Annotated in this window: 12 protein-coding genes and 1 pseudogene; 4 read left to right on the top strand and 9 right to left on the bottom strand. The window is 72.2% G+C overall.

Going from position 1 to position 14844, the window contains the following annotated elements:
- Positions 1 to 186, top strand: a 186-nt coding sequence (locus tag ACFWBT_RS16655) for a hypothetical protein (protein WP_385700593.1), incomplete at its 5' end; no start/stop codon positions are given.
- Between the two features lie 242 nt (positions 187 to 428).
- On the opposite strand, the gene ACFWBT_RS16650 is transcribed toward ACFWBT_RS16655, so the two are convergent.
- Together ACFWBT_RS16650 and ACFWBT_RS16645 are read right to left on the bottom strand one after the other, a co-directional pair.
- Complete coding sequence (locus tag ACFWBT_RS16650) at positions 429 to 2069, bottom strand: ABC-F family ATP-binding cassette domain-containing protein (protein ID WP_385700590.1); 1641 nt, start codon at positions 2067 to 2069, stop codon at positions 429 to 431.
- Positions 2070 to 2362: 293 nt separating this feature from the next.
- Positions 2363 to 3382: an oxidoreductase gene (locus ACFWBT_RS16645; protein WP_385700588.1), complete on the bottom strand. Its 1020-nt coding sequence runs from the start codon at positions 3380 to 3382 to the stop codon at positions 2363 to 2365.
- A 66-nt stretch (positions 3383 to 3448) separates the two neighbouring features.
- Here ACFWBT_RS16645 and ACFWBT_RS16640 point away from each other — a divergent pair, with 66 nt between their 5' ends.
- The gene (locus tag ACFWBT_RS16640) at positions 3449 to 4411 is read left to right on the top strand and encodes an FAD-dependent oxidoreductase (protein WP_385700585.1); all 963 of its coding nucleotides are present in this window, start codon (positions 3449 to 3451) and stop codon (positions 4409 to 4411) included.
- Between the two features lie 50 nt (positions 4412 to 4461).
- On the opposite strand, the gene ACFWBT_RS16635 is transcribed toward ACFWBT_RS16640, so the two are convergent.
- On the bottom strand, positions 4462 to 6420 hold the full coding sequence (locus tag ACFWBT_RS16635) for a Xaa-Pro dipeptidyl-peptidase (protein ID WP_385700582.1): 1959 nt from the start codon (positions 6418 to 6420) through the stop codon (positions 4462 to 4464).
- A 181-nt stretch (positions 6421 to 6601) separates the two neighbouring features.
- Here ACFWBT_RS16635 and ACFWBT_RS16630 point away from each other — a divergent pair, with 181 nt between their 5' ends.
- The gene (locus tag ACFWBT_RS16630; protein WP_385700579.1) at positions 6602 to 8101 is read left to right on the top strand and encodes a M1 family metallopeptidase; all 1500 of its coding nucleotides are present in this window, start codon (positions 6602 to 6604) and stop codon (positions 8099 to 8101) included.
- Positions 8102 to 8259: 158 nt separating this feature from the next.
- Here ACFWBT_RS16630 and ACFWBT_RS16625 read toward each other — a convergent pair whose 3' ends face one another.
- The 4 genes and pseudogenes from ACFWBT_RS16625 to ACFWBT_RS16610 form a co-directional block, all read right to left on the bottom strand.
- Positions 8260 to 9183, bottom strand: a complete 924-nt coding sequence (locus ACFWBT_RS16625; protein ID WP_385700576.1) for an adenosine kinase — start codon at positions 9181 to 9183, stop codon at positions 8260 to 8262.
- Positions 9184 to 9324: 141 nt separating this feature from the next.
- Positions 9325 to 9471, bottom strand: a pseudogene (locus ACFWBT_RS16620) (Appr-1-p processing protein); the annotation flags it as partial.
- Complete coding sequence (locus ACFWBT_RS16615; RefSeq protein WP_385700574.1) at positions 9470 to 10936, bottom strand: amino acid permease; 1467 nt, start codon at positions 10934 to 10936, stop codon at positions 9470 to 9472. The gene ACFWBT_RS16615 and the pseudogene ACFWBT_RS16620, both read right to left, overlap by 2 nt.
- 240 nt (positions 10937 to 11176) lie before the next feature.
- On the bottom strand, positions 11177 to 13012 hold the full coding sequence (locus tag ACFWBT_RS16610; protein WP_385700571.1) for an AMP-dependent synthetase/ligase: 1836 nt from the start codon (positions 13010 to 13012) through the stop codon (positions 11177 to 11179).
- A 163-nt stretch (positions 13013 to 13175) separates the two neighbouring features.
- Here ACFWBT_RS16610 and ACFWBT_RS16605 point away from each other — a divergent pair, with 163 nt between their 5' ends.
- Positions 13176 to 13874: a MerR family transcriptional regulator gene (locus ACFWBT_RS16605; protein ID WP_385700568.1), complete on the top strand. Its 699-nt coding sequence runs from the start codon at positions 13176 to 13178 to the stop codon at positions 13872 to 13874.
- A gap of 33 nt (positions 13875 to 13907) precedes the next feature.
- Here ACFWBT_RS16605 and ACFWBT_RS16600 read toward each other — a convergent pair whose 3' ends face one another.
- Entirely contained in the window at positions 13908 to 14234 is a 327-nt protein-coding gene (locus ACFWBT_RS16600) for a hypothetical protein (protein ID WP_385700566.1), read from the bottom strand.
- Positions 14204 to 14701 carry a thiamine pyrophosphate-binding protein gene (locus ACFWBT_RS16595; protein WP_385700563.1) on the bottom strand — a complete coding sequence of 166 codons (498 nt, stop codon included), beginning with the start codon at positions 14699 to 14701 and terminating at the stop codon, positions 14204 to 14206. Before ACFWBT_RS16595 ends, ACFWBT_RS16600 begins: the two co-directional genes overlap by 31 nt.
- Between the last annotated feature and the right edge of the window lie 143 nt (positions 14702 to 14844).

Raw genomic sequence — 14844 nt, 5'->3', positions numbered from 1 at the left:
GAGCGTGGGCAGCGGCAGGGTGGTCGCGGAGGCAGCGGCGGCGGCGGCGGAGGCGGGGGCGGGGGCGGAGGCGGGGGCGGGGGCGGGGGCGGCGGCTCCCGGCAGGCTCCGCCTCCGGCGAACAGCGCCATGGCGGACGCCCTGCGGCGCGCGGGCCTGACCGACCCCAAGCGGGGCCGGGGCTGACACAGGAGGCAGCGGCTCCCCGCGGCGAAAGCCGACAGAGGACGGCTGTCTTCGGTGAAACCCTCCGGGAGCGGCTCCCCGCGGCGAAAGCCGACAGAGGAGGCTCTGTTCGGTGAACCCCTGCGGAGCGGCAGTTTCGGTGAGTGCCGACTGACTTTCTTCGGTGAAACCGACGGATTGTCTCGGTGAAGCTCTGCGGAGGGGCGGCTGCCTTCGATGGCGGCCGCCCCTTCGCGTTCGCCTCAGCGCTCCGTCACCTTGCCGTCCGCCACCTCCAGGCGGCGGGTCGTGCGGACCGCGTCCAGCATGCGGCGGTCGTGGGTGACCAGCAGGAGGGTGCCCTCGTAGGTGTCCAGGGCCGATTCCAGCTGCTCGATGGCCGGGAGGTCCAGGTGGTTGGTCGGCTCGTCCAGGACCAGCAGATTGACTCCCCGGCCCTGGAGCAGGGCCAGCGCCGAGCGGGTGCGCTCTCCCGGCGAGAGGGTGGCCGCCGGGCGCAGGACGTGGTCCGCCTTCAGGCCGAACTTGGCCAGCAGCGTGCGGACTTCGGCGGGTTCCGTGTCCGGGACGGCCGCACCGAACGCGTCCAGCAGCGCCTCGGAGCCGTGGAAGAGCTTGCGGGCCTGGTCCACCTCGCCGACGACCACTCCGGAGCCCAGCGTGGCGTGGCCGGAGGACAGCGGGACCCGGCCGAGCAGCGCGCCCAGCAGGGTCGACTTGCCGGCGCCGTTCGCGCCGGTGACGGCGACCCGGTCCGCCCAGTCGATCTGGAGCGTCGCCGGACCGAAGGTGAAGTCCCCGCGCCGCACCTCCGCGTCCCGCAGGGTGGCGACCACCGCGCCCGATCGCGGGGCCGCCGCGATCTCCATGCGCAGCTCCCACTCCTTGCGCGGCTCCTCGACGACGTCCAGCCGCTCGATCATGCGCTGCGTCTGCCGGGCCTTCGAGGCCTGCTTCTCGCTGGCCTCGCTGCGGAACTTGCGGCCGATCTTGTCGTTGTCGTTGCCCGCCTTGCGCCGCGCGTTCTTGACGCCCTTGTCCATCCAGCCGCGCTGCATCTGGGCGCGGCCTTCGAGGGCGGAGCGCTTGTCGGCGTACTCCTCGAAGTCCTCGCGGGCGTGCCGGCGGGCGGTGTCGCGCTCTTCGAGATAGGCCTCGTAGCCACCGCCGTACAGCGTGATCTGCTGCTGTACCAGGTCGAGTTCGAGGACCTTGGTGACCGTACGGGTGAGGAACTCGCGGTCGTGGCTGACGACGACGGTCCCGGCCCGCAGGCCGGAGACGAAGCGCTCCAGGCGCTCCAGACCGTCCAGGTCGAGGTCGTTCGTCGGCTCGTCGAGGAGGAAGACGTCGTAGCGGGAGAGGAGGAGGGAGGCGAGTCCGGCTCGGGCGGCCTGGCCGCCGGACAGGGACGTCATCGGCTGGTCGAGACCGACGCCGAGCCCGAGGGAGTCGGCGACTTCCTCGGCGCGTTCGTCCAGGTCGGCGCCGCCGAGGTCGAGCCAGCGCTCCAGGCTGGTCGCGTACGCGTCGTCGGAGCCCGGCGCTCCGTCGACGAGCGCCTGCGTCGCCTCGTCCATCACCCGCTGGGCCTCGTCGACGCCGGTGCGGCGCGCGAGGAAGTCCCGTACGGTCTCGCCCTCCCGCCGCTCCGGCTCCTGCGGCAGGTGTCCGACGGTCGCGGTCGGCGGGGAGAGCCGCAGCTCGCCCTGTTCCGGGGCGAGGAGGCCGGCGAGCAGCCGCAGCAGCGTGGACTTGCCCGCGCCGTTGGCGCCGACGAGCCCGATCACGTCGCCGGGCGCGACGACGAGGTCGAGTCCGGCGAAGAGCGCGCGGCCGCCGTGTCCGGCGGTGAGGTTCTTGGCGACGAGAGTGGCAGTCATCAGGGAGCCGATTTTAACGGCCCGCGGGATCGCTCCGCGCCGCCGATCCCCGGGGCCCGGGACTCCCGGGGCCCACACCCACGACCTCCCGTACGCCCGGGCCCAAGGCCCCCTGGCCTCCACCTCCGGCTTCCCGGGCCCCAGGGTCCACGGCCTCTGGCCCGGCGGGCCCACTGTGCCATCTCCCGGGGGCCGCCGGACAGCGAGGCTTGAGGGCCAGCGAACAGCGAGGTCTGACGGCCACAAGGTCACAAGGTCACAAGGCCCATGATCAGTGGGCCGGCGGTCGGCGGTCAGTGGGGCATTCGTTCCACCAGCACGCTCCCGGACGTCCGTGCCACGATGAACGACTCCCCCTTCACCGCGCGGGCCTCCAGCGGAATCCGGTGCCGGCCCGTTTCCAGGATGCCGTCGAACACGTCGTGCGCGTGGGTGCGCGAGAGGCGGTCCAAGCGGTAGGCGGTCAGCTGGACCCGGCAGGTGGAGGTGACCTCGACGCCGACCTCACCCTCGGCGGCGACCAGGCGCGTGAGCCGGCGCAGCTCCCGCGGGCCGCGGTCCAGGGCGTGCTCGATCTGGGCGACGAGGAGCGGAACGATCGGGGCGAGGCCCTCGACGTGGGCGACGTCGACGCCCGCGTCGCCGAAGGACTCCCTCACGGCGGCCCGTTCCGCCTCGGGGACGGCCCGGCCGAACACCACCGCGCCGTAGGCGCGCAGTTCGTCCGCCGGAACCCCCGTGGCGTCGCGGGCGATGTCGGCGCCGATACCGATGACGCGCAGGGCCGCGGCCAGCTTCGCCAGGAGGGCGACCCGGGCGCCGATCAGCAGGACGCGGCGGCGGGGGCCCGGATCGCCGTCGAGCAGGGAGTTCAGGGCGCTGCGGTACTCGGTGCCGTGGAAGCGGAACGGCCCTATGCCGTGGTAGCCGTTGCGTTCCAGATCGGCCCGTTCTCCGGTCTGCCAGGCGAAGTCGCGCCAGACGTAGTCGTCACCCTCTCTTTCGATGAGCGCGGTGACGGCACCGCACTCGATGCCCTCGCACTCGGGGCATCCGTAGATGACGTGCCTGCCCCCGTCGAGCGGGGCGTCGGCCTCCAGGAGAAGGCCGCGCACCTGCGCGGTGAAGATCGCGGGCGGCACGTCGGAGGCGAGCGGGGACACCGCGTCGAGGTCGGACAGCTGGAACAGCAGCGGGCGGCCGTCGACGACGAAGTCGACGAAGTCCCGGTGCACTTGGTAGTCACCGTTGGCGAGGACTCCACCGGCGCGCATCGCCGGTGCCAGGCCGAAGGTGGCGTACTCGGCAGACATGCTGTGAGTATCCCCAGACGGAGAGTGATGTGAGCACGGCATGACATATTCCGCTAACGTCCCGGCATGGAGAAGCCCGGGAACGGCGATGTGATCGTGGTCGGCAGCGGAGTCGTCGGCCTGACCACGGCCGTGGTCCTGGCCGAGGCCGGCAGGCGGGTCCGGGTGTGGGCGCGGGAGCCCGCCGAGCGGACCACCTCGGCGGTTGCGGGGGCTCTGTGGTGGCCGTACCGCATCGAGCCGAAGGCGCTGGCCCGTGAGTGGGCGCTCGTGTCCCTCTCCGTGTACGAGGAGTTGGCGGCGCGGCCCGAGGAGACGGGCGTACGCCTGGTCGAGGGAGTCATGGGCGAGACGCGGCTGGACGAGCTGGGCGCGTGGGCGGCCCGTGTGCCCGGACTGCGCGCGGCGACGGCCGAGGAGTACCCGGGGACCGCTCTGCGGGCGCGGCTGCCGTTGATCGACATGCCCGTGCACCTGCGCCTGCTGCGCGAGCGCTTGCTGCGGGCGGGCGGGACGGTCGAGGAACGGACGGTGACGGACCTGGCGGAGGCGCAGGCGCCGGTCGTCGTCAACTGCGCGGGCCTCGGCGCCCGCGCCCTCGTCCCGGATCCGGCGGTACGGCCAGTGCGCGGCCAGTTGGTGATCGTCGAGAACCCCGGGATCCGCGAGTGGCTCGTCTCGACGGACCCGGCGGCCGGGACGACCACGTACGTCTTCCCACAGCCGGACCGGCTGGTCCTCGGCGGGACCACCGATGACGACGACTGGTCGCAGGTCCCCGATCCCGGCGTGGCGGCGGAGATCGTCGAGCGGTGCGCGGCGCTGCGCCCCGGGATCACCGGAGCGCGGGTGCTCGACCACCGGGTGGGGCTGCGCCCGGTGCGCGACACGGTTCGGCTGGAGCGCGAAGTCCTGCCGGACGGGCGGGTGTTGGTGCACAACTACGGCCACGGAGGTGCCGGGGTCACCGTGGCGTGGGGATGCGCGCGGGAGGCGGCCGGACTCGTCGGTCCGACCGCCTCCGTCTGAGAGATGTGTTTCCCTCCGTCATCCGGCCCGTGGGCCGTCGTCCAGGTGGCTCAGTGGCTCTCCCCCGGGACGCGGAGGGCGGCGCGCGGATCGCGTACGCCGTCGAGGACGGACGCGGCCGGGGCCGGGGTGGAGCCCTTCGTCGCCCGCGCGAACGCGCCTGCGCCGCCGACGAAGGGGACGCGGGCCGAGGTACGGGACAGGTCGAGGGTCAGGGTCGGTGTGGTGGAGGGCGGGTCGATGAGGTCCTTGTCGGTGCCCGCGACGATCAGCGCGAGCCGGTGGCCCTCGGGGACGATGTGGTCGGTGGCCGCCAGGTCGAGCGTGATGGTGTACGCCCTGCCCGGGGTGAGCGGGACACCCCGACCCGAGGCGTAGTTGCCGAGGTCGGCCCAGCCGCGGCTGAAGACCGTGTAGTCGACGTCGGCCCTGGTCGCCCGTGTCACCTTGTAGCAGGAGCTGTCGCCGGTCGTGCTCGGGCCCCAGCAGGTGCGGTCGGTGAGTGTGGTGACGCCCTCGCCGGCGGCGGCGTAGTCGCGGATGGTGGCCTGCCCGAGGTCGACGAGCACGGCCGAGAGATGCGCCGTCGAGGTCGTCGGCGTGGCGGTGACGGTCACCTTGGACGAGCCGGAGAGGCGCAGGTCACGGGTGAGCGGCTTGGTGACGAAGCCCGCCTTGCCGGGTGTCGGCTCGTCGATGTGCGCGGCCCAGTCGGTCTCGCTCAGCCGCGGGTCGTCGGTGAAGGTCTCGGTTCCGGAGCTCCGGTGGCGTCCGAGGGTGCCGACGCCCGCCTGCGGGCCCGTGCCCGGTCGCAGGGTCGTCGCCGCGGTGGTGCGGGGCGGCCAGACGGTTGAGGTGGCCCACCGGTCGGGGTGGCGTTCGATGTCGGCCATCGGTTCGTCGTCGATGCCGTTGTCGTAGCCGAGGAGTTCGTGGTCGAACCAGCGGTGCAGGGTGTCGACCCAGGTGGCGCGGCGGAAGTCGAAGGGGTCGACATGGCCGGTCTGGGAGAGCCAGATCTTGCGCTCGACACCGTTCCTGGCGAGCGCGTCCCACCACTGGCCGAAGTTCTTGGCGCGGACGTTGAGGTCCTGCGTGCCGTGCACCAGGAAGACGCTGGCCTTCACCTTCGCGGCGTGCTTGACGTAGTCGCGCTCGGTCCACAGGGACGTCCAGTCGCCGGTGCGCGGCGCCTCGTCGACCAGTTTCCGTTGCACGGCGGCGCACTTGGCGCGGGCGTCGGGGCTGTCGACGTAGCCGGAGAGCCAGTCGGGGCCCGAGTCGTAGAGCGGGGCGCCCTGGGCGAAGTAGTAGTCGTACCAGGAGGAGATGGCGCTGATCGGCACGATGGTCTTCAGGCCCTTGACGCCGGTGGCGGCGACGCCGTTGGCGATCGTGCCGTCCCAGCTCTTGCCGATCATGCCGGTCCTGCCGTTGGTCCAGGTGGCCTTGGCCGTGGCGGCTCCGGTGCGGGTGGTGTACGCCCTGGCCCGGCCGTTCAGCCAGTCGACGACCGCCTTGGCGGACTGGATGTCGGAGCGTCCGCCCACGTCGACGCAGCCGTCGGAGCGGTTGGTGCCAGCGAGGTCGACGCCGACGAAGGCGTAGCCGCGCGGCACGAAGTAGTTGTCGTAGAACAGCGGCATCTGGACGACGTGACCGTTGGCGTCGTACGTCTTCTTCTGGCTCTCGTTGCCGCGCCCGCAGCAGGAGTAGTACGGGCTGGCATCCATGATCACGGGGATCCTGCGTCCCTGGCGGGCGAGTTCGCGCGGCCGGACGATGTCGACGGCGACCCGGTCGCGCTTCCCGTCGCTGTCGCCGTCGAGACCGGTGTCGACCCAGACGGACTCACGGATCGCGTTCTCGTACGAATAGACCGGGGCGCTCTCCCTCGGGGCCGCGTGTGCGGTGACGGGGGCGAGGAAGGCGGCCAGCAGGGCGGCAACGGCCGCCGTCGCGAGCGATCTCCAGGTCGTTAAGCGCGCGCGGCGCACTGGTATCGGCATGCGCGGAACGTACCCCGGTCAACTCCCGTACAAAAGAGGGTCGATGAAAGGTCTCTGGGGCTGGATGACTCATGTCGGCCGAATGGCGATCGTGTGACAGGGGTGGCCGTGGACAGGACCGGGGCCACCGGGACTGAATAGGCTCCGGACAACTTCATGCCCCCACGACTTGGAGCTTGACGTGCACCGCAGACTCATCGCCCCGGGCGCCCTCGCCGCCTCCCTGCTGCTGGCGATCCCGGCATCGGCGGCAAGCTACGCACCGGGAGCACCGGGCATCGGCGACCCCTACTACCCGGCCTACGGCAACGGCGGATACGACGTCTCGCACTACGACCTGCGGCTCACCTACCAGCCGCGGACCGACGAACTGGAGGGCACGGCCACCCTCCTGGCGACCACCACACAGGACCTGTCCCGGTTCGATCTGGACTTCCTGCTCGACGTGAGCGAGGTCCGGGTCAACGGCGCGAAGGCGTCGTTCGCCACGTCGGGCCAGCACGAGCTGGAGATCACTCCGGCGAAGCCGCTGGCCAAGGGCACGCCGGTCACCGTCGTCGTCCGCTACAGCGGAGTGCCGTCCACGAAGAGCGCGTACGGCTTCTCGACCTGGCACCGCACCCCGGACGGGGCGGTCGCGGCGGACGAGCCCGAGTCGGCGTGGTGGTGGTACCCGAGCAACGACCACCCGCTCGACAAGGCGACCCACGACGTGTCGGTGGCCGTCCCGGACGGCACCCAGGCGATCTCCAACGGCACGCTCCAGTCGACAAGTTCACGGCTCGGCTGGACCCGATACAACTGGCGGTCCAACAAGCCGCAGGCCACCTATCTCACCACCCTCGCGGTCGGGAAGTTCGACATCACCACCGGCACGTCCGAGGGCGGCGTCCCGGTCGTCAACGCCTACAGCAAGGACCTCGGCGACAACGACGGCGCGGCGCGCGCCAGCGTCGAGCGGACGGGGGAACTCGTCGACTGGCTGAGCGGCTACTTCGGTCCGTATCCCTTCAGTTCGGCCGGCGGGTACGTGCCCAACACCACCACCGGGTACGCGCTGGAGACCCAGACGCGCGTTTACTACAGCCCGCGGCAGTTCGCGAACGGCTCCAACACCTCGGTGGTCGTGCACGAGTTGGCGCACCAGTGGTACGGCGACGACGTGTCGCTGAAGGGCTGGAAGGACATCTGGATCAACGAGGGCTTCGCGCGGTACGCGCAGTGGCTGTGGTCGGAGCACGAGGGCGAGGGCACGACGCGGGAGCTCGCGGACTACGTGTACGCCTCGCATCCGGCGGACGACACCTTCTGGACGGTGGCGCCCGGCGACCCGGGGCCGGACGACCAGTTCGACATCGCGGTCTACGACCGGGGCGCGCTGGCGGTGCAGGCGCTGCGCGACGAGGTCGGCGACGACGCCTTCTTCGCCGTTCTGAAGGGGTGGCCGAAGGAGCACGCGTACGGGAACGCGTCGGTCGGCGACTTCCGGAAGTACGCCGAGCAGGTGTCCGGCAGGTCGCTCGCGGCGCTCTTCGACACCTGGCTGTTCCAGCCGTCGAAGCCGGCGGCTCCCGTGGCTCGGGGTGCCGGGCTCACGGTGGCCCAGGGAGCGGCGGGTGCGGTCGCCCGGCCGAAGTCGTGGAAGAAGATCGCCGCCACTGACGCGGTCCACTCCGGCTGAGGTACGGCCGCCCGCCCGGCGGGTGTTCCCTGCCCGCTCTCCCCTGCCGGGGACGGGCGGGCCGGGAGGCCGGGCGGCGGCCGCGGGCGGCCGACGGCCGTGGGCAAGTGTCGGCGGTGAGCAGGTGTCAGCGGTCAGCAGGTGGCCGCCCGCGTGGTTCAGCGGCGGGTGGTCTCGTTCTCCAACTCATCCACCTGGGCGAGGAGTTCGTCGCGGCCGATGGCGTCGGCCCGGGTCGCGGGCACGGTGCAGGCGTAGGCACCGGCGACCGCGCCGTACAGGGCGCAGCGCCGGACGGATTCGCCGGTCAGCCGGCCGAAGAGGAAGCCCGCGGCGAAGGAGTCCCCGGCGCCGTTCGAGTCGACCACGGGCGTGTGCGGCGGGACCGCCGGGACGTGGGTCAGCTCGCCGTCGGCCAGCAGGTACGCGCCCTCGGCGCCGGCCGTGGCGACGACCGCCTCGGCCCGGCCCCGTTCCACGATCCGCCGCATGGTGCGCTCGGGGTCGGTGAGGGCGGTGGTGGAGACGAACACGACGTCGGCGGCGTACGCGAACGGCTCGTGGTAGGGATTCTCACCGTCCCAGTTGTGCAGGTCGGTCGAGAGGGTGACCCCGGCCCCCCGCAGGGCCTGGAGGGCGAAGGCGCACGGGTGGGTGATGGAGACGTGGGCGTGACGGCTCGCCGCGGCCAGGTCCCGCACCGTCTTCTCGGGCAGCCGGTCCCCTTCGTGCGAGCGGCTGTCGTCGTACAGGGACAGCCGGCGCCCGTCGGGGCCGACGAGATTGACCGCGCGCTTGGTGCCGGCGGGCTGGGGCACCTCGGTGAGCGCGATGCCGCGTTCGCGGTGCAGGGCGCGCACGAGGTCGCCCTCGGGGTCGTCGCCGAGCATGTCGAGGTGGTGTGTGCGCAGGCCGAGTTCGTGCAGGCCCAGCGCGACGAAGTCTCCGGTCTGCCCGGCCCGGGTCTCGATCCCGGGACGGATCATGTAGCTGTCGGCGTACGCAAGCGGCAGTTCGGGGACGTGGACGATCGTGTCCACCCCCGCGCCGCCGAGGACGAGGACGTCGATGTCGCGGCTCATGACTCTCCCTCTCGGATCCGGGCAGCGAGTCAAGCAGGCCCGGACCACCACGGCAAGAAGTTGCAGAATCTTTCGCAACTTCCTTCAGTCGCACCCCGGTCGACTCCGGCAGGACCGCACGCCACCGCGTCGCCCCGCCGGTCAGCCCCCGTGGTCGTACACCGTCACCGCCAGCCCGCGGCGCACCAGCCGCTCGGTGACGAGGGGTTCGACCCGCGACCATCTGCCGCCGGCCAGGCCGCACCCGATCCGCGGCATGTGCACGGACGCGCCGAGCTGGACGGCCTTAGCGGGTGAGCCTGTTCAGTTCCTGGTCCGCCGCCTTCGAGACGCGGCTGCGGACCGCGAACCAGCCGCCGACGAGCAGGGCGGCGATCAGCGGGACGAGGAGGAGGGTCTTGCGGCCGACCTCGGGGTCGTTCCACATCAGGCCGAGGACGGCCAGCAGGAAGGCGATGGTGACGATCTCGGTGACCGGGCTGCCGCGCAGGCGGAACGACGGGCGGGTCACCAGCCCCTCCTCGGCCCGGCGGACGAACACCAGGTGGCAGATCATGATGATCACCCAGGTGCTGATGATGCCGAGGGACGCCACGTTCAGGACGATCTCGAAGGCCTGGCTGGGCATCAGGTAGTTCAGGACGACGCCGAGCACGCACACCGCGCAGGTGAGCAGGATGCCGCCGTACGGGACCTGGCTGCGGTTCATCCTCGCGGTGAACCGGGGCGCCGAGCCCGCCATCGCCATGGACCGCAGGATGCGGCCGGTGGAGTACAGGCCGGAGTTCAGCGACGACATGGCGGCCGTGAGGACGACGAGGTTCATGACGTCACCGGCGGCCGGGACGCCGATCTTCGACAGGACGGTGACGAACGGGCTCTCACCGGCCGAGTAGACCGAGCCGGGCAGCAGCAGGGCCAGCAGGACGACCGAGCCGACGTAGAACAGACCCACCCGCCACATGATCGAGTTCACCGCGCGCGGGACGACCTTCTCGGGCTCGGCGGTCTCGCCCGCGGCGACGCCGACCAGTTCGAGAGCGGCGTACGCGAAGATCACGCCCTGCATCACCAGAACGACCGGCATCACCCCGTGCGGGAGGAGGCCGCCCTGGTCCGTGACGAGCCCCGGACCGGGCGTGGTGCCGCCGACCTCGTGCCGGGTGGCCAGCAGGAAGATGCCGATCAGCATGAAGCCGACGAGGGTGGCGACCTTGACGATCGCGAACCAGAACTCCATCTCGCCGAAGATCTTCACCGAGATGAGGTTCACGGCGAGCACACCCGCGAGGGCGATCAGCGCCAGGACCCACTGCGGGATGTCGGTGAAGACGCTCCAGTAGTGCGTGTAGAGCGCGATCGCGGTGATGTCGGCGATCCCGGTCGTCGACCAGTTGAGGAAGTACATCCACCCGGCGACGTAGGCGCCCTTCTCGCCGAGGAACTCGCGGGCGTACGACACGAAGGACCCGGACGAGGGCCGGTAGAGGACGAGCTCACCGAGGGCGCGTACGACGAGGAAGGCGAAGGCGCCGCAGACGAGGTAGGCGAGGGCGAGCGCGGGGCCCGCGTCGTGGAGGCGGCCGCCGGCTCCGAGGAAGAGCCCGGTTCCGATCGCGCCGCCGATGGCGATCATGTTGACGTGGCGGGCCTTGAGGCCCTTGCTGTAACCGGCGTCGCCGGCGTCGGCGGGCGACTGGGTCGCACCGGTGCGGGAGGCGGCCCCGGCCGTGTCTACGGCGTCCTTGCTCACGGGTGGATCTACCTTCTGGTGCGCGCCCGGCGCACGGGGTGCGCGGGTGTCCGGATGTGCCTGGCCCGTGCCATGCCTGACGCGGCACGGACCGAGGCGCCGCCTTCCCGGGTGGATCGCCTCGCATGCGGTGACACGCGTCACACGGCCGGACATCCGCCACGGAGATCGGTGAAACCGGTGGCGGATCAGGGAGATCGGGGGCGTACGGCATCCGGTCGGTCGGCGTGATCGCCGCGGTCAGGGCGTGTACATCTCCTCGATGACGTCCGCGTGGCGCTCCCTGATCGCGCGGCGCCGCAGCTTGAGCGAGGGAGTCAGCTCACCGCTCTCCGGGCTCCACTCCCGGTCGAGCACGCGGTAGCGCTTGATCTGCTCCGGGCGGCTGAGACGGGCGTTGGCCCGGTCCACCGCGTCGGCGATCGCCTCCCGCAGGGCTGCCGGATCGAGGCGGGCCGCCTGCTCGGGGTCCGGGACGAGGAGCGCCACGAGGTACGGGTGTCCGTCCCCGTGCACGAACGCCTGGCCGACGAGGGGATGCTCCTTGAGCGTGTTCTCGACGAGGGCGGGCGAGATGTTCTTGCCCGCCGAGGTCACGATCATCTCCTTCTTGCGGTCGGTGATCCAGAGGAAGCCGTCCTCGTCGAGCCGTCCGATGTCACCGGTGGCGAACCAGCCGTCGGCGTCCCGGACGTCCTCCAGCGAGCCGTCGGCCCGCAGATAGCCGTCGAAGACGGTCTCTCCCCGTACGAGGATCTCGCCGTCCCCGGCGATCCGGATCTCCAGCCCGTCCAGCGGCCTGCCGACCGAGCCGAGGCGGAAGGCGGCCGGGCTGTTGGCGGTGGCGACGCCGATCGTCTCCGTCAGCCCCCAGGCGTCCATGACCGCGAGGCCGAAGCCCGCCCAGAACCGCACGACGTCCTGCGGCATCGGCGCCGACGCGCTCGCCGTCCACTCCAGGCGGTCGAAACCGGCGAGCGCGAGGATCGGGTCGAGCACCTGCTCCTTGGCCGTGGCGTACGCCTCCCGCAGCGCGGCGGACGGCTCCTCGCCGCGCTCACGGCAGGTCACGTGCGCGCGGCCCGTCTCCATCGCCGCCTCCACGGCCGTCCGCCGCTCCTTCGGCAGTCCGGCCAGCGCGGCCCGCACGGCGGACGCGAGCTTCTCCCACACGCGCGGAACACCGAAGAACTGCGCGGGGTGCAGTTCCCGGACGACGGCGGCCACCTCCGAGGGGTCCGCGCACAGATGGACGTGCGAGGCGCGGAACACGGGGAGGTAGATCCCGAGCATCCGCTCGGCGATGTGCGCGAAGGGTAGGTAGCAGATGTGCTCGACATGGGTGGGGAGTTCGACGAGGCGGTCGAGGGACAGGACGTTCAGGACGACCTTGCGGTGGCTGATGCTCACGCCCTTGGGTTCGCCGGTGGTGCCCGAGGTGTAGACGACGGTGAGCGGATCGGTGGGACGGCTCTCGTGCCAGGCCTTCTCGAACGCCTCGGAGCGGTGCGCGTCCGCGGCCGTCCCGACCGGTGCGGCCTCGGCGACGGTCCCCTGTCCGGTCCCGGCGGACGCCGTGGGGCGCGGGCCGCGCAACGAGTCGTACGTGCGGTGGGTGCCCGCCTCGGAGGCCTCCGCGACCACCAGCCGCTCCAGAGGCACGCCGGCGTCCCCCAACAGGGGCTCCCAGCGCGGTAGTTCGCGCACTCCCCCGACGATCGCGAGGCGGGCACGGCTGTTCCGGGCGATGTGCGCGACCTGTTCCGGGGCGGACGTGGAGTAGACGGTGACCGGCACGGCGCCCAGGTGGGTCAGCGCCAGGTCGCTCAGCCAGTGCTCGGGACGGTTGCCCATCATCATGAGGACGTGGTCGCCCCGCCCGACGCCGAGACCGGCGTATCCGGCGGCGAGTCCGGCGACCTCACGGCGCACCTCGCCCCAGCTGAGGGTGGTCCAGCCGTCCTCCGTACGCCAGGACAGCGCCGGCAGGTCGCCGTGGTCCTCGGCGTTGCGCAGCAGCAGGGCGGGGAGGGTGAGTTCGGCCGGCTCTCCCGGGAGTCTCAGGATCGTGGTCATGACCGCCTCCTGGCGCCGTCGGATCCGAGTGCCGCGCGGGCCGCGACCCGCGCCGCTCCTGGACGGACGCTTTCACAACACCGGTGAGACAGCAATACTGTTGCACCGCGCCGCCACCGGTGAACCAGGGCGCGCGGCACGACGCGAGAAGCGAGGACTGCCCATGACGACGGACACCGAGGAGCCGACGCTCACAGTCGACGAGCTGGCCGCCCGGGCGGGCGTCACGGTCCGTACGGTCCGCTTCTACAGCGCCAGGGGCCTGCTGCCGCCGCCCGTGATCGGCCCCCGCCGCGTCGGCCACTACAGCCAGGAGCATCTGGCCCGCCTCGCGCTCATCGAGGAGTTGCAGCAACGGGGCATGACGCTGGCCGGGATCGAACGTCACTTGACGCAGCTGCCGCCCGGTCTGAGCGCGCACGAGCTCGCCATCCACCGTGCCGTGGTGGCCTCCTGGGCGCCCGACGCGACGGAGGACATGACCCGGGAGGAGCTGGAGCGGCGGGCCGGGCGGCCGCTCGGCGAAGCGGACCTGGAGCGGCTCGCCGCGATGGGCGTCATCGAGCGGACGGGGGACTCCGTCCGGCTGGACCCCGGGCTGCTGCGGCTCGGCGTGGAGCTCCTGGACGTACCGATCGCGCACGAGACGATCCTCGCCGCACGGACCGTCCTGCTGGAGCACTCGCGGGCGGCGGCCCACGAACTGTCCACCCTGTTGCGCGACGCGGTCGGGGAAGGGGAGTCCGTGGCGGCGGTGAAGTCGCTGTCGGCGCACATGCAGCCGCTGGTGGTGCAGGCGCTGCTCACCGCGTTCCAGCGCTCGCTGAAGGAGGAGCTGCGGGAGTGGCTCCGGGAGTCCTGATCCCGGGCCGGCCGTCCTCGGCGGCACGAGCGCTCACAAGTAGGCCGATCCGCCTGCCACGTCGAGGGTCTGGCCGGTCAGGAAGCCGCTGCCGTCGTCGACCACGTGCGGGTGGGTGGTCGGGAAGTCGAGGCAGTCGGCCATCGGCTGGTGGTGGACGGGGGCGCCGCAGGTCTCGGCGACGCGCACGAGGGCCCGTACCGCGTCGTCGCGGCCCACGCCGTCGCCGGCCACGATGGCGGGCCGTGCTGCTCGTCCGAGCAGCACGGCCGCGCGGTCGAGACCGGCGGCCGGGCCGGCACGGGGCGTCGGTGTGCGGGGCGGGACCTCTACCTCGGTGTCCTCGGCGAGCAGATCCATCGGCACGGACAGGAACACGGGCCCGGCGGGCGGCCGTACCGCGAGAGCGAAGGCCCGGCGGGCGGCCGTACCGCGAGAGCGAAGGCCCGGCGCACGGCGAGCGGCAGGTCACGGGCATGCTGGACGTCGACGGCCGCCTTGACGGCGGGGCGGGCCAGAGCGACGAGATCGCCCGACGGCATCGGGTCCTGCTGGAGATGGCGGCGGTCCTGCCGGCCCGCCATCACCACCAACGGGGTGCGGGAGCGGCGGGCGTTGAGCAGACCGATGAGCCCGTCGGCGAGCCCGGCGGCGATGTGCGGGCTGACGAAGGCGGGGCGCCGGGTCGCGCGGGCGTATCCGTCGGCCATGGAGACGACGGCGCCCTCGTGGATGCCGAGCACGTACGCGGGTGCGTCGGCGGTCTCCGCGAGGGCGGCCAGGAAGGGGAGTTCGGTGGTGCCGGGGTTGCCGAAGACGCGGTCCACGCCCTCGCCGCGCAGGATGTCCAGCAGAGCGAGGGCGGGACGGCGACCCGTGAGAGCTCCTCGGCGGGGGGACGGGTACCGGTTCGCCGGTCAGCGTCCGGTGCCCGCCCCCGTGGAGCAAGTCCCCTATACCACCACTCAGC

The organism is Streptomyces sp. NPDC060027 (assembly GCF_042737005.1).
Classification (GTDB): Bacteria; Actinomycetota; Actinomycetes; order Streptomycetales; family Streptomycetaceae; genus Streptomyces.
The sequence above is the reverse complement of the archived record's forward strand: the minus strand, read 5'-3'. Positions and strand labels throughout refer to the sequence as shown.